11 protein-coding genes and 1 pseudogene are annotated in these 17,449 nt (G+C 69.0%); 5 read left to right on the top strand and 7 right to left on the bottom strand.

What is annotated here, in order from left to right:
- Positions 1-40: 40 nt before the first annotated feature.
- The gene (locus tag ACH4U7_RS50370; protein WP_398534487.1) at positions 41-247 is read right to left on the bottom strand and encodes an RICIN domain-containing protein; all 207 of its coding nucleotides are present in this window, start codon (positions 245-247) and stop codon (positions 41-43) included.
- A 1,054-nt stretch (positions 248-1,301) separates the two neighbouring features.
- Positions 1,302-2,696: an amidohydrolase family protein gene (locus ACH4U7_RS50365; protein ID WP_398534486.1), complete on the bottom strand. Its 1,395-nt coding sequence runs from the start codon at positions 2,694-2,696 to the stop codon at positions 1,302-1,304.
- Between the two features lie 336 nt (positions 2,697-3,032).
- On the opposite strand from ACH4U7_RS50365, the gene ACH4U7_RS50360 reads away from it, so the two are divergent.
- Positions 3,033-3,545, top strand: coding sequence for a hypothetical protein (locus ACH4U7_RS50360; protein ID WP_398534485.1), 513 nt, complete (start codon positions 3,033-3,035; stop codon positions 3,543-3,545).
- Positions 3,546-3,649: 104 nt separating this feature from the next.
- On the opposite strand, the gene ACH4U7_RS50355 is transcribed toward ACH4U7_RS50360, so the two are convergent.
- The 3 genes from ACH4U7_RS50355 to ACH4U7_RS50345 form a co-directional block, all read right to left on the bottom strand.
- Positions 3,650-5,668: an AAA family ATPase gene (locus ACH4U7_RS50355; RefSeq protein WP_398534484.1), complete on the bottom strand. Its 2,019-nt coding sequence runs from the start codon at positions 5,666-5,668 to the stop codon at positions 3,650-3,652.
- A gap of 220 nt (positions 5,669-5,888) precedes the next feature.
- Entirely contained in the window at positions 5,889-8,810 is a 2,922-nt protein-coding gene (locus ACH4U7_RS50350) for an AfsR/SARP family transcriptional regulator (protein WP_398534483.1), read from the bottom strand.
- A 131-nt stretch (positions 8,811-8,941) separates the two neighbouring features.
- Entirely contained in the window at positions 8,942-11,722 is a 2,781-nt protein-coding gene (locus ACH4U7_RS50345; RefSeq protein ID WP_398534482.1) for an AAA family ATPase, read from the bottom strand.
- A gap of 351 nt (positions 11,723-12,073) precedes the next feature.
- Between ACH4U7_RS50345 and ACH4U7_RS50340 the strand changes: the two genes are divergently transcribed.
- The 4 genes from ACH4U7_RS50340 (at position 12,074) to ACH4U7_RS50325 (ending at position 16,612) form a co-directional block, all read left to right on the top strand.
- Complete coding sequence (locus tag ACH4U7_RS50340; protein ID WP_398534481.1) at positions 12,074-12,997, top strand: MBL fold metallo-hydrolase; 924 nt, start codon at positions 12,074-12,076, stop codon at positions 12,995-12,997.
- 123 nt (positions 12,998-13,120) lie between these two features.
- The gene (locus ACH4U7_RS50335; RefSeq protein ID WP_398534480.1) at positions 13,121-14,182 is read left to right on the top strand and encodes an alanine racemase; all 1,062 of its coding nucleotides are present in this window, start codon (positions 13,121-13,123) and stop codon (positions 14,180-14,182) included.
- Complete coding sequence (locus ACH4U7_RS50330) at positions 14,182-15,627, top strand: amidohydrolase family protein (protein WP_398534479.1); 1,446 nt, start codon at positions 14,182-14,184, stop codon at positions 15,625-15,627. Before ACH4U7_RS50335 ends, ACH4U7_RS50330 begins: the two co-directional genes overlap by 1 nt.
- A gap of 85 nt (positions 15,628-15,712) precedes the next feature.
- Positions 15,713-16,612 (top strand): AraC family transcriptional regulator, encoded by a 900-nt coding sequence (locus ACH4U7_RS50325; protein ID WP_398534478.1) that lies wholly within the window; start codon positions 15,713-15,715, stop codon positions 16,610-16,612.
- 87 nt (positions 16,613-16,699) lie between these two features.
- Here the strand turns inward: ACH4U7_RS50325 and ACH4U7_RS50320 are convergent.
- Positions 16,700-16,885, bottom strand: a pseudogene (locus tag ACH4U7_RS50320) (IS701 family transposase); the annotation flags it as partial.
- A 22-nt stretch (positions 16,886-16,907) separates the two neighbouring features.
- Positions 16,908-17,449, bottom strand: a 542-nt coding sequence (locus tag ACH4U7_RS50315; protein WP_398534477.1) for a transposase, incomplete at its 5' end; no start/stop codon positions are given.

Below are 17,449 nucleotides of genomic sequence, written 5' to 3'. Positions count from 1 at the left end.
CTGGAGGCCACCGCCCGGTCCTGACCTGCCCGGCGCTGTCTCAGCCTGTACTCCATTGCTGGTTGTCGCGGCTGTTGCACTCCCACAGCACGACATCCGTACCCGACGCCCCTCCGAACAGATCCAGGCACTTCCCGGATTCCGCCGCCCGAAGGCTGCCCGACGACAGTGCGAAACGCTGCCCCGGCAGGCCTGCACACGCCGACATGACCACCGGCGTCCGGTCGGCACTCTGGCCATGGGGCACGGCGCGCACTGTTCCCCCGAGCGCAGCATCCCGTCCGCGAGCACCCACTCCTGGGCGGGAACGGAGGCACAAGCGCTGACCACCAGGCCCTCCTGCTGAGCAGTCAGGCACCCGCCCGAAGCCGCCACGCGCAGGAGTACCGCCACGGCAGCAGCCGGCTCCTCCTTGGGTGACGGCGCTGCAGCGGAGGCCGATGCCGCCGCCGAGCTCGCTTGCTGCGACGGCGGGACGGCAGCGGACTCGGGACGGCTGCTCCGTGAAGCGCCCGCCGCCGCGGCCGTCGCCTTCTGCGATGCCGGAAGGGCACCATCCGTGGCCGGTTCTGCAGGCCTCGCGTCCTGGAACGCACCGGCCCGGGAACCGCCCGTGTGCTCCGGCACGACTGGAGAATGGCTGCCGCCGACGGCGGCGGTGATCACCAGTGCCGTCGCCAGCCCGATGCACGTCAGACCGGCGGCCGTCAGCACCCCGGGCCGCTCCAGCGCCCAGCGAAGGGCACCGGCGAGCCGGCCTCGCGCCGGCTGCTGTTCGGCGGGAGACGGCGCCTCATCCGCACTGTCCGTCTGGTCCGCCGACTCCAGCGGGACCGAGGGGTTCGCATGGTGGGCTGCCGCGGCTCGAGCCAGCGCGGCGCGCGCGACGGTCGCCTGCGCGGGATTCAGCCGCGCTGCTGCGGACTCTCCGGCCGCCTTACGGCTCGATGATGCTGATCGAGTGGGTTCACGTTTGTCCAACATGATGGGCAAGGTGCTTTCGTGTAAGTGCTCTGTAGACCGCCGGTGACAGCGCCGCACGCGTACCGGCTGACTGCCGTCAGCCGGGAATCGAGCGCTGCTGCCGCGTCCGCCGGCACGTGCAGTCGATGAACACCCCACACCCTCGAAACGGCCGCCACGCCACTGTGACCCGGGCCGCCCCGATCATGCGTCGGCGAGCAGCGCCTACCTTCGCATCACCGGTCGGGACTCATGCGGCAACGGGCGGCCTGGCCGCGATGACCAGTGCCCGTCCTCGCCACGGAAGCGGCCAGAACGGGCACTGCACGGCTCAGCGGTCAGGAGGCGTGGGCCATGACGTAGTCCCGCGAGGCCGCGACCTCGCCGCGCAGCGTCTCGACGTCGACGTCGAGCAGTTGGCCGTTCCACTTGCGGACCTGTCCGGCGACGAACACCGTGTCGATGTTGCGCGTGTCCGAGCCCAGGACCACTGTGCCCACCGCGTTGTTCAGCGGCATGTTGTTGATGTCCTCGGCACGGATGACCAGCAGGTCGGCCTGCTTGCCGACCGTGATCGAGCCGGTCACGTCAGCCAGCCCGTTGGTGTGCGCACCCTGCAGGGTGGCGAAGTCCAGCACATCCTGAACGCCGATCCGCGACGGCTCCTGCTCGGTGCCGTAGACGGCGTTGACCGCTCGCATGCGCTGGATGGCGTGCAGGGCCCGCATCTGCGTGAACATGTCGCTGGCCAGGGCCACCTCCACGTCGATGCTGAGTCCGGGGCGCACGCCGACGGCGAGGGCCTCGTCCACGGCCGGGATCGCACTCTCCAGGCCGATCTGCGCGTCGGACGTGGGCGCCAGAGCGATCGTTGTGCCGGTCGCGCCGATCGCCTTCCAGGCATCACCGGTCAGTCCGGTGGAGTGGATGAGCGTGACGTCGGGACCCAGCAGGCCCGCCTGCTCCCAGGCCAGGATGGCCTGAGAGGAAGCCGTGCCGAAGACGGCATCCACGCTCACCCCGACCCCCAGCTCCCGCGCACTGCGCGCGAGGTCGGGCCCGTAGGCCAGAGCGGGCCCGGCGATCTCGTCGGTGGCCAGGCTGGCCAGCCGAAACGTCAGCAGGCTGCTGCGGTACTGGTCCTGCAGACGAGCCACATCGGCCGGCCACTGCTTGTCCCAGTCCCCGAAGTGCGGGGCCATGGCGGCGTGGACCCCGCGGATGCCGGTGTCCAGCAGACCCTGCACCGCCGCGTCGGAGTGCTCGGCGGTACGGGAGTTGTGGGAGAAGTCCAGCATCGTGGTGATGCCGCTGTCCAGCGCCGTCAGCGCCGCCAGCTTGGTGCCGATGTACATGTCGGCGGGCCGGTACACCGGCGCGATGCCCAGCAGGGTGTTGGTGACATACCCGGCCAGGTCGTCGACGTCGGGCATGATCCGCCGCAGCTGCGCCTCCCAGGCGTGCCGGTGGGTGTCGACGAAACCGGGGGTGATGATGCAGCCGGCCGCGTCGATGACCACCGCGTCGGCGATGGAGCCCTGTGTTCTGAGGTCCTCTCCGACGGCGGCGATCACCTCGCCCTCGATGAGCACGTCACCCTTTTCCAGGACACCGACGGCGGGGTCCATGGAGACCACCGTGGCACCGGTCAGCAGGACCCGGCGGCCGGGGGCGTCGGCGTTCTGACGCAGCTGGGCGAGCAGCGACTGACGAGTGGCGTCGTTGAGGTACATGAGCGCGTCCAATACTGAAGAGGCGAGGTGGCCGCCATCCGCGGACCGGTGACGACTCCACTGTCCATCGCCGCCGACCTGCCAACCAGGCCGCCGATTTCCTGGGTGTGCCGCACCCGGGAACGGCTCCGGAACCGCCTTGACCGCCCATACCGCGACACCCGGTCCGGCCCTGCGGACGCGGATAGGCGATCATCGCCGAGGCATGGCAGTGGTGGATCCTGGCAGCCTGCTGTCCGACGCTGCCGACCCCCATCAGGCGGCTGCCCCCAGGCATCGTGCCCGGCGGCGGCCCGACATGGCAGATCTCGCGCCGACAGCAGAAAGACACCACCCGTGACAGCACCACCCGGCGAGGGCCGGCACAGGTCCGCCGACTTCTCGCTCCGCAGCAGACCCTGGTTCACGCTCACACGCACGCTGGTCACCGCCTTGGCGGCGAGTCTCGTCGCGACCACGGCCGGCGTCCTGCATGTCGAAGGCCGACAGGCCGCCGACGGACTGTCCACGGTCCACGGCGGTCAGACCTGCTTTGGCCTGCCGCCCCTGCACACCGAGGTCTCCTGCGGCACGACCGCCTTCGGAGACCTGCGCTATCACTGCTCCTCCGAGACCGCCGAGTACTGTCCGCGCACCCGCGCAGTCACGATCAGGAACTCCGGGACCACGCCCGCGCGCCTCACCGTCATCAGCGGACGTTCCGGGCACCGCTCCGAACAGGCACCGGTGACCGTCCGCGCTGACCACACCGCCGTACTGCGAGCCGCTCGAGGCGACTACCTCTACGACATCGTCTTGGAGACCCTCCCGGCCGGCCCTACCACCCTCGTCGTGCAGGACGTCCGCTGAACCCGTCCGGCGCCGGCCACAGGCGGGCACCGAGGCGCCACGCGCTTCCGCCATGAGTTCGACCGTCCCGCTGGCGGCTGAGAACCGTCCATCCGCAGACCTCCCTACCCGGTGGCCGAACCTTTCGTCTCCGCGTTCCACAAGTAGGCTCTGATTTCCTGGACCCCGCGGGCCAGATGCCTGCGGAAGGTGCTCAGCGGCAGACCCATCCGCTCAGCCGCAGCCTCGCGAGTGGGGACCCCGCGCAGCAGCCCGGTGACCACAGCCTGGTGGTAGCGCTGCAGCCGCGGATCCGCGCCGAGCGTGTCGAGGGCCTCGGCGAGAACCTCCCGCAGGCTGTCGGCGGGGTCGCTCGTGCCGCGCTCGGTGATCATGCGGCTGCGCGTCAGGGGATTACGGGCCAGCAGGTCCTTGCGGTGCCACGCTGCCAGCGCGTCCGACACTGCGGAGTCGAACTGCTCGTGTGTGAGGACGCTCAACGCCCCGGTGCCGGTCGCCGGGCGCGCAGTCGGACGGGCGTCGGGCCCCGAGAGCTCCACGACGTGGCCGACCTCCATCCAGCGCTCCACTGTCACGGCTCGCCAGTCGTGTGCGTACAGGGTGAAGGAGGTGTCGTCCGCCACTACCGGATCGGGCAGAGGATGCTGGTCGATGTACCGCATCAGCGGATCGAGGAAGGTGGGGGAGACGAGGCTGAGATAGCTCCAGGCAACTGACTCCTGCACGATAAAGGTGGCCAATACCCGGTGGAGCATCAGGTCCAGCAGCGGTGACGGCTCGGTAGACAGCGAGGAGGGCCCGTACAGCCTGGCCAGCGCCAGACGTTCGCGAGGCCGTAGCGGGCGTGTCCCTTGGGAATGCTTCCAGGCGGCCGCGGCGATCGGGTCCGCGAGTACGTCCTGTTGGGAGGAGTCGTCGAGCTGCAGCCAAGCGAGCGCTCCCACCGGCTGCTGCCGCTTGACGTCCCAGTACACCCGGAAGGCGCGCGGTTGGGTTCTCAGCCAGTGGGCTGCCGTCTCGGCGGCTCCTTTTCCGCCGGTCTCGGTGACGAACTGCAAAAGTGCCTCGCGCAGCTCAGGCCGGTAGGGCACTTCCCTGATGTCGGGCTGCGCGTGCCAGGTGACGAACCTGGAGACGAAACCGTTGCTGCGGTGCAGATACGTCAGGGCCAGGGTGGCGTGCACCATGCCCTCGGAAGAACTGTGGCGGATCTCCGTCAGCACATGGTGGCGGATGCGTTCGTGCATCGCACGGTACCCCGACGGATCACGCCAACGCGCATCGGCGTCCAGAAGGGCTCGTACCAGCGGACAGGGGGATAGCCCACGTCGTTCAGATGTGACGAAGGGCAGTCGGCGCAGCCAGTCGAAGATATCCGCCGTGGGCTGCTCCGCACCCAGCACCGACCGCAGCAGGTCCTCTGTCGTCCATCTGCTGTGGGCACTGACCTCGAGCGCGGCCCGATAGGCGGGACCCGGCACCGTTCTGATGATGCGGTCCAGAAGTTGAAGGACCAGTTGCTGCGGCACCTCACCGTCGGTGAACTGGCCGGCACGAGCGGCGGCTGCACCAAGGGCGAGAGCCAGCGGGTGCCCCTGGCTGAACTCGGCCACCATGGGCCGCAGGTCGGTGGACAGGTCCAGCGCATCGAGTGCTTGCTCGGCCTCCTGCGGGTCCAGAGGATCGAGAGGGAGATCGTGAACAACGCGATGCCAACCCGCAGCCCCGAGCCACGACGCATTCGGGGCTCGTTCGGCCGTGAGTACGGCGATCGCGTCCGCCGGCAGGATGTCCGCAATGATCTTGATCAGGGCAGGCACCAGCTCGGGATGAGCGTCGACGTTGTCGATGAGGACGACGGTCCCGGGCGGCGGCCCGGTCTGCTCGGCCTGTACGCGAAGTTCGTCGGTCGATGAAATCCGCGCGGCATCCACGCGTAGCACTGGACGCCTTGCCTCCTCCGCCAAGGCGGCGTAGCGGTCGAGCAGGGCTGTCTTTCCGATGCCCACGGGCCCATGCGCATAGAGGATGCGGCTCAATTGATCGGCGTCCGGGACGGGGTGCAGTAGGGACTTCAGGATGTCGAGCTGCTTCCTGCGGCCGGTGAAGGCGGAGGACTGCACGGTGGTCAGCCGGTGTGCCAGCCGCTTGGCGCGCGTAGGGGCCGCAGTATCAGGCCGCAGGTGATGAGCGAAGGAAGATGACACAGCAGAGGTCCCAGGGATCGCGGAGGACGGCGGTCGAATCTGTTCACAGTGACACGTGTGCAACTCAATCTTGCATGGCTGACCGAACTCGGGTATCGGCGATCGCTGCCTAGCTTCGCTGCCGACCGGACGCAGGTCAGATCGAGGCCGTGTTGTCCGCCAGCCGAGTGGCGACGTGTGCGGCATCCGCTTCGTATCCCAGGCGCCGCAGATCGTCCAGCGCCCGCTGCCAGTGCAACCGAGCCTGCTCCAGGCGGTTGGTGGCGGCCAAGACATCTCCCATGGCGGACAACGCGAGGCTTGCGAGCTGATCATGACGAACTCTGCGGCTCAGCACCAGGCCTTGCTCAGCATGCTTCAGCGCCAGGTCCGCTTGACCGACGTGCAGGTAGGCCTCGGACAGGCGCACATGGGCGCCTGCCTGCACGAAATCCTGTTCTCCCTCATCCAGCAGATCAAGGGTGCGCAAGTGGGCGTCGATCGCGGCCTGAGCCTCGCCCTGGGCCAACAGGATCTGGCCGTGGCGGTACAGCCCGAAGGCTTCGCCATAGCGGTCACCGTTCGCACGGTGGAGCTGCAGTTGGCGTTCCGATGCGGTGAGTGTTTCGTTGTCGACGACGCCCATCCGCAGCTTCGTCTGCACCATGTTGCTCAGTGCGAGTGCCTCAAGGGAGGTGTTGCCGCGTCGCTTTGCAATGACGGCAGCTTCGAGGTAGTGGCCGATCGCACCGGCGGGATCGGCCAGTCCGATGATGAAGGCCTGCACGTTGAGCGCCATGCCGTGGACGTCCTCGTCGCCGACGAGTTCGGCCAGTTCCAAGGCGCGCCGAATGTGTCCGCGTGCGTCATCCGGGCGGCCCACCTGCGTAAGGGCCCCAGCGAGCATGTAACGAGCCCGGCTTTCGGCGCGAACGTCCCCGACGGTGGCAGCCGCATCGGTGATCGCAGTGGCCACAGGCACCACCTCGTGCCACCGGTGGGCGTTCATCAAGACGGCGTCGAGCATCAGAAGCAGGGTGGCTGCCCTGTCTGTGTGCGTCCGGGCGGTCTGCAGCAGCAGCCGCAGGATGTCGCTCAAGGTCGAGGAGGCCCACGCGAGCACAGCGTGTTCGTCCTTGAAGCGCGGGCCGCCGAGCGGGGAGGGAACAGCTGTTCTTGGCACGGTGTGACCCGGCCTGAAGATGTGGTAAGAACCGGAGGCGGTGAACAGATACAGGTCCAGCAGCCGACCCAGTGCCGCGTGGCGTTCTGCAGGTGCATCGATGTCCACAGTCAGGCGTTGCGCGAACAGCAGCACGAGGTCGTGGTAACGGTAGCGGTCCCATGCCGGCGACTCCAACAGGCCCGCATTGACAAGCCGCTCCAGAGCCTGGCGTACGGCGTCTTCCGGATCGTTGAGGACGGTGGCCGCGGTGGAGGTGTCGAAGCCGCTCTGTGCGGGGACGGCGAGCAGCCGGAAAGCGCGCCGCTCGACGTCGTCGAGTTGGGCGTAACCAAGGGCGAAGCTCGACGCCACAGCAACGGCGTCGACGCTGAGTTCGGACAGCCGGTGCCGTTCGTCGGAGAGCCGCTCGGCGAGTTGCGCCATACTCCAGTCGGGGCGTGCCGCCAAGCGGGAGCCGATGATGCGGACGGCCAGAGGCAGTCCGCCGCATGCGGCGAGCACCTGTCGCGCGGTGTGGGGTTCGGCGGCGACCCGTAGACCGCCGACCAGCCTGGTGAACAGTTGCAGGGCGTCTTGTGTGGGCAGGGCACCGAGACTGAGTCGCAAGCTGACGGGCAGGGTTGCCAGAGTGTTGCGGCTGGTGATGACTACGGCGCAAGACGGCGAGCCCGGCAACAGGGGAAGTACCTGATCCATGTCAGCTGCGTTGTCGAGAATGATCAGAGCTCGCTTTTGGGCGAGCAGGGTACGCAGCAGGGCGGATCTCTCGGCCAGGTCCTGCGGTATGAAGGCGTCGGCCTCGCCGAGGGCTCTGAGAAACGAGGAGAGCACGCTGCCCGGATCGGCGGGGGAGCCGTCTGCGCCTCGCAGGTCGGCGTACAGCTGTCCGTCCGGGTACGACGTCAGGACCGGCTGCACGCTGTGCATGACCAAGGATGTCTTGCCGGCGCCGCCCATGCCGCTGACCAGGATGATGGGCATCGCCTCTGCGGGTTGGCCGGTCAGGGTGTCCCGGATTCGCTCGATCTCCTGGGCGCGGCCGGTGAAGTCGGCGATGGCGTGCGGAATCTGCTGGGGTACCGGTGACTTCCGGGGTGGGATGCCTGTGTCGCTCGGTGCCGGCCGGCGAGCCTGAAGGATTTCCGCGTGGAGCGCTTGCAGGCCGGATCCCGGGCGCACGCCGAGTTCTTCGTCGAGTAGTCGGTGTGCCTTGCGGTAGACGGCCAAAGCCTCGGCCTGGCGGCCGCTGCGGTAGAGAGCCTGCATGAGGAGTTGGACCAGCCCCTCGCGCAGTGGGTGCTGCTCCACCAAGGCAGCGGCGTCGGTGGCCGCTTCCGTGAAGTGCCCTTCAGCGACCAGCGTCTCCAGGCGTGCTTCAAGGGCGTCCAGACGCTGTTTTTGCATGACCGAGCGTTCGCTGTCCGCCAGGGGACCTGGTACTCCGGTCAGCGGGTCCTCATGCCACAGGCCGAGGCATTCGTCGAAGAGCAGCCGCGCCGCTGCCGCATCACCGCCCGCGCGTGCTGCCCGAGCCTGGCTGAGTCGTTGCTGGAAGAGGCGCCAATCCACGAGGTCGTCGTCGACATGCAGCAGGTAGCCACCAGTCACCGACTGCAGCATCTGCCAGGGTGCAGAACGGATGTGATCAGGCTCCAGCGCGTGCCGCAGACGCCAGATGTAGGTGCGGATCATCGAGGCGGGTGAACGCGGCGGACGCGACCAGATCGCATCGACAAGAACGCTCATGCTCACCGACCGGCCGTCAGCCAGCAGCAATGCAGCCGCCACGGACTGCTGCTGCGGGGAGCCGAGATCGATCTCCTCAGTTCCCCGGCAGGCCCGAAGCCGTCCGAGCAGCGAGAACCGGATACCCGGGACACCCGCTTCCGCCATATGAGCCTCGCTGTGCAGGGGACTGCGCATAGAACTTTCCGGAGGTTGCTTCCCGAACTCCTGGGATGTTGTCACATCAACGATAAGCGATGGCGGAACCATCACTCCAGGCCGTCCGGAAACCGTCTCCCTCAACGGCCCTCTCCGGGCGTCGCCGCCGGCTTGTTGCGCAGCTCGCGCCGGGAAGAAATTCCCAGCTTGCGAAAGATGCTGCGCAGGTGCGCATCCACCGTCCGCGGCGACAGGAACAACGCCGAGGCGACCTCCTTCGACGTCTCTCCCTGTGCCACCCGATCAGCGATGCGCTGCTCTTGTGCGGTCAGCGCCGTCGGGGCGCTGGTGTTGCCGCGGGCCGGCCGTGCCCCCGCGGCAGCGAGCTCCCCTGCGCACCGCGCGGCGAACGCGCGGGCGCCCGCCCGGTCGAAGATGTCGTACGCCTCCCGCAACGGCACACGGGCCTGCGCCGTCCGCCCTGCCCTGCGCAGCCATTCGCCCCACGCCAGATGGGTGCGCCCGGCCTGCAGCATCGCGCCGGCAGCGGCCAGCTTCCGCGCAGACCTGCGGTACAGCTCACCCGACTCGGGGCCATCGGTCAGCATCGCCCGAGCCCGCAGGTGCATGCCCTGCGCCCAGCCCGTACCCGTCAGTCGCGCGCACTCCTCCAGCTGTGCGGCGGCCGCGGCCGCCTCGTCCAGCTGCCGCGTGCGCGCTGCGGCCTCCACGAGCTCCGGCAGCAGCCAGTTGCGGAAGGCCGGCTCGTCGCGCTGCGTCGCGCCGGTGCACGCCTCCAGCGCCGCTTCATAACGGCCCAACGCGTTGAAGTGGACTGCTTGCGCACACTCCGCAGTGGTGAGCAGCCTGCCCTCCGCCCGACGGCCGGCTTCCTTGCTGACCCTGGCGACCAGTGCGTGCATGTGACTCTCGTCGCCGCTCCAGGCCGCCAGCGCCAGGGCGGCATGGCGCATTGGGGTGGCGCCGATGGCCTGGCTGATCTGGTCCGCCTCGGTGATGAGTTCCGCGGCCTCCTTGAGCCGGCCGCCGTGGATGCGAGCCATCGCCTGCTGCGCCAGACCTGACGGCAGAGCGGCCGTGATGTGTTGTTCCCGGGCGGCCGCCGTGCGACGGTCTGCAAGCTGCTGCCACGCATCGCTGTCCCACACGTCGATGGCGGCTTGGCAGGCCATCCAGCTTCCGGCCGCCTCCAGGTCTTCGCCCACCGGCGCCGCAAGATAGGCGTTGACGGCGCGCCGCAGGGGCCCCACTGCCGCTGCGTAGCCCTTCACCGCCTGCGTGGCCACCGCTTCGAGGAGCACTTCGTGAGGACGGATGGCGGTGCCCGGCGCGCAGTAGGCGGCCCGGGCGGCTGCCGCGAGATCCTCCGCGGGGCAGAACCGGCCGCCATAGACGGCCGCTGCCATGACCTCCAGCAGAAGTCCTCGCGAACGTTCGGGGCTGAGGGACCGGGCGTGGACGGCAACCTCGTGCAAGGCCTGCACGGCGGCGGCGTTCCGGTGCAGGCTGTACTGCGTCTGCGCCCGCAGCGCGTCGGCCTGGGCGCGTTCCTGGTCGCCGAGAGCGGACGTGTGCAGGCGATCCAGTAGTTTCAGCGTCTGCTCCAGTCCTCCCGCCCGGCGCCGAGCGGCCGCGCCGGCGAGAAGTCGCAGAGCGCGCCGCCTACGGTCGGTGGTCAGCCCCGCCGACAACTCCCACAGCGCCGCAGCCGTCGCCGAGTCCCGGTCTGCGGCTCTTTCGGCCGACTCCTGCAGCTGCTTCGCGACCGCGTCGTCGAACGCTGGCGCTGCCTGACCGCGGTGCCACGCCTGCTGTTCGGCGAAGTGCGCTTTGCACACCTGCGCCAGAGCACGGTGAGCCGACCGGCGTTCGGTGATTGCCGCGGTCGCGTAGACCGCCGTACGGATCAGCGGGTGAGCGAACCTTACGCGGGTTCCGAACTCCACCAGGCCACCAGACTGCACTTCGGCCACGGCGCGCTGGCCGAGCCCGAGATGCTGCAGCGCCTCGAGCACGGTCACCACATCGCCCATCGGCTCCGCCGCCGCCACGAGCAGCGCCTGCTTCGCGGAGCAGCTGAGCCGCTCCATCTGCCGAGCCCGCTCTGCCGGCACCGGCAGGCGCGTAGATGTAGCCGTAGGCCAAGCGCACGCCATTTCCGTCGGGGAGAGGGCTCCCAGCACGGACAGCAGCGCCTGTGGGTTGCCATGTGCGTCGGCCACAAGGCGCTCGCCGATCCGCGGGTCGAGCGGGGCGTGCAGATGGTCTGCCAGCAGCGCTTGCGCAGCCTGCTCGGACAGCGGTGTAACCGGCAGCCGCGGAAGCGAGACGAGGTGAGAGCAGTCTTCTGCCCGGGGCGAGACGAAAACGATCACCAGCCTTTCGTCGGTGCAGCGACGCGCGGCGATTGCCACACTCTCCAAGGACGCCTCGTCCATCCGGTGTGCGTCGTCGAAGAGACACAGCAGCGGGTGCCGACGCGCTGCTGCAGCCAGCAGCCCGTGCACGGCGAGACCGACTTCCAGTGAGGACGGCGGCGAAGCGGTGGAGCGCAGCCCCAGAAGGGACTCGAGGAGGTGCCGCTGTGGGACGGTCAGAGCCGCTAGGTCTCTTCGCAGGTGAGCGCACAGCCTCTGCACTGTGGCGAAAGGCAGACTCCGCTCGCTTGCGATCCCGTCCAGGCGCACCGTCTGCGCACCCCGTGGCATCGCCTGCATGTGATCGAGCAATGCGGTCTTGCCGATGCCCCCTTCCCCGTGCAGCACCAGTGCCCGGCTCACGCCGCCGCGGCCATCCTCGATGAGCTCTTCGAGGGCAGCGATCTCCCGGCCCCGTCCGTGCAGTCTGCCGACGGCGCCGACACCGTCCTCGCGCTGTGAAGCCGGAGCGGCAATGAGCATGTGTTCCCCCAGGTCAGGCGACTACGTCATACGAGAAACGGCCATGCCATCTCCCCCCAGCCTCTGATCGTGGACCGCGTGCGCCTACGGCTGATCAACCAAACGTCTACGGGTCGTCTGCACGGCCGCAGGGCCTGGCCGTGACCTGGGTGGACGCCGTCACCGGGCGAGACGAACGCCGGCGCCGCAGCGGTGAGCGATGGGTCGCACAGAGCCGGGCCCGGGCTGCTGCGCCCAGACAGGCCGAGCACCACCGAACCACACGAAAACCCTCGACCGAGAGACGATGGCGCATCGATGAGGCACTCTGGATTATTGAGCGTCTTGTCATCGTCTTCGTAATGTCGAGGCATGCAGACTTTCACCCTCGGAGACTTCGAGATCACCCGCGTCACGGAATGGCACGGCCGCTTCGCGCCGGTCAGTGTGCTGTTCCCCTCCATCCCCGACGACGCCTGGCAGGAGCACCAGCAGTGGCTCAACCCCCACTTCTGGGACGCCGCGAGCGGCGACTACCAGGCCCACATGCAGACCTGGGTGCTACGCGGAGGAGGCCGCACCATCCTCGTCGACACCGGCATGGGCAACGACAAGCCGCGCACCGACGGCCTCATGGGCAACCGCGACGGCGACTTCCTCCAGCAACTCGCCGCCATCGGTGTGCAGCCCGAGGACGTCGACACGGTCGTCAACACTCACTTGCACACCGACCACGTCGGCTGGAACACCCGGCTGGAAAACGGCACGTGGGTGCCGACCTTCCCCAACGCCCAGTACCTGATCCACAAGGCGGACTTCGACTACTGGAACCCCGCCAACAACATCACCCGCAAGGCCGACTTCGGCGACCCGGCCGACAGCAGGGCAGCCTTCGACGACAGCGTGCTGCCCGTGCACCAGGCCGGCCAGGCCCTGGTCTGGGAAGGCACCGACCACACCATCGCCGCCGGACTTTCCCTCCGGCTCGCGCCCGGTCACACTCCTGGCTCGACGGTGCTCAAGCTGGCCTCGGGCACCGACCGCGCCTTCTTCGTCGGTGACCTCGTCCACACTCCGCTGCAGTTCCTCACTCCCGACCACGACACCTGCCTGAGTGAAGACCAGCGACAGGCAGCCGTCAGCCGCCGCCGGATGATGGAAGAAGCCGCCGACACCAACGCCCTCATCATCCCAGCCCACCTTGGTGGTGCCGGAGCGGCAGAAGTCGTCCGCGAGGGCCGCGACTTCACCATCAAGCAGTGGGCGCCGCTGGCCGCGCCGACCGCCAAGCAGTAACCCACGCGCCGCCCGCCGGGGACGGCAAGCGTCCCACACGCAACCGTCCCCGGCGCGCCCGGCGGCCGCATCGCAGCGCCTTCGCCCGATCTCGCCCGCCTGCTGTTTCAGGAAGACAACGACATGCCCCTGGACCTCACCGGTCTTCCCACCCCCGCCTTGCTGCTCGACCTCGACAAGCTGACGGCCAACCTCACCCGCATGCAGACGTGGGCTGATCAGCACGGCATCGCCCTGCGGCCGCACGCCAAGACGCACAAGAGCCCCTGGATCGCCGCGCAGCAGACAGCCCTGGGTGCACGCGGCATCTGCGTCACCAAGCTCGCCGAAGCAGAAGTGATGGCTCACGCGGGAATCCGCGACATCCTGCTCACCTGCCCTGTGCCGGCGAGCAAGACCAGCCGCCTGCTCGACCTGGCCCGTCTGGCGGACCTGTGCGTCGTGGTCGACAGCACCCACGCGGTGCGCCACCTGAACGCCGCCTGCGGCGAGCGCGGGATCGCGCTGCCGGTCCTGGTCGACCTAGAGGTGGGCCAGGGACGCACCGGCGTGCGCAGCATCCCAGCCGCCGTCGAGCTCGCCCAGCTCTGCGCAGACAGCCCTCACCTGCGCTTCCGCGGGCTCCAGGGCTACGGCGGACACATCCAGCACATTCCCGACATGGAGCAGCGGCGCGCGGCCGCGCGCCGCATCTATGCGCGCGTACGGCAGGCGGTACAGGCCATCACCGCCGTGGGCCTCAACGTCGAGGAGGTCAGCACCGACGGCACCGGCAGCTGCCAGTTCGCTCCGGACTCCGGAGTGGTGACCGAGGTGCAGCCCGGCTCGTACGCGGTCATGGACGCGCACTACGCCCGCGTCCAGAACGTACCCTTCGACAGGGCTCTGCATGTCCTCACCCAGGTGGTCAGCCGGCCCGAGGAAGACCTGGCCGTGGTGGACACGGGGTGGAAGGCCGCCAGCACCGAAGACGGCATGCCCGAGGTCGCTCACCCCCTGGGCGCCACCTACACCGTCGCCGGCGACGAGCACGGCATCGTCCGCGGGGCCGGCGACGAACAGTGGATCCGCCTGCTGCCCAGCCACTGCGACACCACCATCAACCTCTACGGCGCCTACCACCTGATCAGCGGCGGCCGTCCCATCGGCACGCTGCCGATTCCGGCCCGCGGGGCGGTGACCTGATGGTCGACACCGTCATCGAGCAGGCCCGGGTCATCGACCCGGAGACGGGCCTGGACGAGGTCCTGAACATCGGCATCCACCGTGGCCGCATCACCCACCTCACCGAGGCGCCACTCGAGGCCCGCACCCGCATCAATGCCACCGGGCTCGTGGCCTGCCCAGGCTTCGTCGACCTGCACAGTCACGCCCAAGACCTCACCGGCCTGCGCCTGCAGGCCCTCGACGGTGTCACCACCGCCCTCGAACTCGAAGCGGGCGCCGGCCCCGTAGACGCCGTCTACCGCCAGGCCGCAGACGAAGGCAGGCCCATCAACTACGGCTACTCCGCGTCCTGGGCCGCCGCCCGCATGGCCGTCCTCGCCGGCACACCCATGGCGGCCCACTCCGTCCTGAACGATCTAGGAAACCCCTTCTGGCAACGGCGCGCCACTCAGGCGGAGGAAGCCCGCATCGCCCACATCGTCGAAAGCCAGCTGGCAGAAGGCGCCATCGGTATCGGTGTGCTCCTGGGCTACTGCGCCGGCGCGAGCACCACGGAATTCCGCAGCATGGCCGACCTCGCCCACGCCCACGGCATGACCACGTTCACCCACATCCGCGAACTGCGCGCCTTCAACCCCGCCGCAGCCGTTGACGGCGTCGAGGAACTCAACCGCGTCGCACTGGACTCCGGAGCCCACCTGCACTGCTGCCACGTCAACTCCACCGCACGCAGCCACATCGACGCCGTCGCCGACGCCCTGTGCGCAGCCCGGGACAAGGGCGCCCAGCTCACCACCGAGGCCTACCCCTACGCGACCGCCATGACCCCCGTCGGGGCTCCCTTCCTCGCCCCGGAGCTGCTCCACGACGCCGGGCTCGACCACCGCGCCATCAAGGACCCCGCCACCGGCCGACCGATGCCGGACGCCTCCACCCTGCGCCACCTACGGCAGAACAGCCCCGAAACTCTCGTCCTGTTCGAACTCTTCGGCGACGCCGACACCGCGGGCTCCGAGCTCCTCGAGCGCGCCCTGTTCGGCGACCACACCGCCATCGCCAGCGACGCCATGCCCACCAACGTCCCACCGTCCGCCTGGCCACCGTCGACGGCCGCCCCCACCCACCCCCGCGGCGCCGGCACCTTCAGCCGCACCCTGCGACTGTTCGCAGGTCCCACCTCCCGGCGAACCCTGCCCGAGGTCATCGCCCGCATGACCCTCATCCCTGCCGACATCGCCGCGGCGAGCGCACCTGCCCTGCGCTCAAAGGGCCGCCTCCAGATCGGCTGCGACGCCGATATCACGATCTTCGACCCGCAGGCCGTCGCCGACCGGGCCTCCTTCGCAGCCCCGCTGCGTGCCTCCACAGGCATCACCCACGTCCTGGTCGCCGGTCAGCGCGTGGTGCGCGACAGCGAACTCGACACCGCGGCACTGCCCGGCCAGCCGATCCGCAGCACTTGAGCACCAAATCGGCCAAACACCAGGAGGTGAGACGATGAGTATCAGAATGGCTTCGATTTTTAATCCATCCGATACGCTTGACGGCATGGACGTGCTCAGTGATGTCGTCGCCTCGCTCCGCTCCGGCCGCCCGTTCGCCAACCGCGAGGACCGCGAGGGCGCCTGGCACACCCCCTTCGCGCCCCTCACGGGCGCGGGCTTCCACATCGTGCTGAGCGGATCCTGCCGACTTCTGACCAGCGACGGCACCTCCCACACCCTGAACGTCGGCGATGTCGTACTCACCCCCCACGGCACCGAACACGCCCTGGCAGACCTCGGCCACGCGGACGAGGACGGCCCCACCTCCCTGCTGTGCGGGGCCTACCAACTCGACCGATCGCAGTCCCACCCTCTGCTGGCCACGCTTCCCGAGGTCATCCACCTGCGATCGCAGTTCGGCCGCCGCCCCGCCCTGCACTCCGCAGTGTCCCTGCTCGGCAGCGAACTGCAGCACCCGCAGCAAGGGGCCGTCTCCGCCCTGTCCACCCTGCTGGACCTCCTGCTGATCTACATGCTGCGGGCCTGGCTCGAGGACGAGTCCGACCGCGGCGCTCCAGGCTGGTCTGCCGCGCTCGCCGACCCAGCCGTCAGCGCAGCGCTCAGCGCCATGCACGAAGACCCCGCCCGCGCATGGACCGTGGAGGACCTGGGCAGGAAAGGCAACCTGTCCCGTGCCGCCTTCGCTCGCCGGTTCACCACGCTCGTGGGCCAGTCTCCGCTCGCCTACCTCACTTGGTGGAGGCTCAGCGTCGCCGCCCGCCTCCTCAAGGACGGCACCAACTCACTCGAAGCCATCGCGCACCAGGTGGGCTACGGCTCGCAGTACGCCTTCGCCAACGCCTTCAAGCGCGCGCACGGCATCTCCCCCGGCCGCTACCGGCTGATGCACGCCTCCGACCAGCAGCCCACCCAATGGCACCCGGAGACCGGCATGACCGTCTAGTAGGACTCCGTTAGGTCTGTCTTGATCTTGGTGTGGTTCTGTTGGGCAGGGGTTGGTGGCAGGTGGTGCAGATGCCGGTCCAGCAGTTCAGCAGGTCCTGGAGGGTGTCGAGGGTCTGGTAGAGGGTGAGTCCGGTGTGCCGGCTTTTGGGGCCAGGCGCTGTTCGGTGAGGAAGGCGTGGGCGGCGGTGACCAGGGTGGCGTGGTGGTGCCAGCCTCTCCAGGTGCGGCCTTCGAAGTGGTCCAGGTCCAGGCCGTGCTTGAGTTCGCGGTAGACACCTCGCGGTGCCAACGTGTCAAGCTGCGGCGGCGAGGTCGGTGGGGAACGCGATGTGTTCGTCGGACAGCTTGCGGTGCTGGAGGCAGTGGTAGAGCTGGCCGATCATGCGGTTGAAAAGGTTGCGTTGGGCGGCCGCGTGCCAGTCGCCGGCTTCGCGTCGTCGTCGGTAGTGCGCCCCGGCTCCGGGCGAGTGCCGCAGGGCCGAGAAGGCCCAGAGGTACCCGGCGTGGTTGAGCCGGTCGTTTTTCACCCACCGCCGGGTGATGGACGACTTCTTGCCGGAGGCCCTGGTGACGGGTGAGGCGCCGGCGTATGCTTTCAGGCCGCGGGCGTCGGCGAAGCGGGTGCGGTCGTCCCCGATTTCAGCGAGGATCCGGGCGGCGAGCTGGATGCCGAGCCCGGGGAAGCTCAGCAGGATCTCGGCGTCCGGGTGCTGAGGGAAAGCCTCTTCCACCGCCTCGGCGAGCTGGTCGGTGGCGGTGCAGGCGGCTTCCAGCTGGACGAGGAGAGCGAGCATCTGCTTGCCCAGCGCTTCCTCCACAAGCGGCGGCTGATGGG

It is taken from the genome of Streptomyces sp. NPDC020845, from assembly GCF_044334165.1.
In the GTDB taxonomy this organism is placed as follows: domain Bacteria; phylum Actinomycetota; class Actinomycetes; order Streptomycetales; family Streptomycetaceae; genus Streptomyces.
This window is presented reverse-complemented; position numbering and strand designations above follow the sequence as displayed.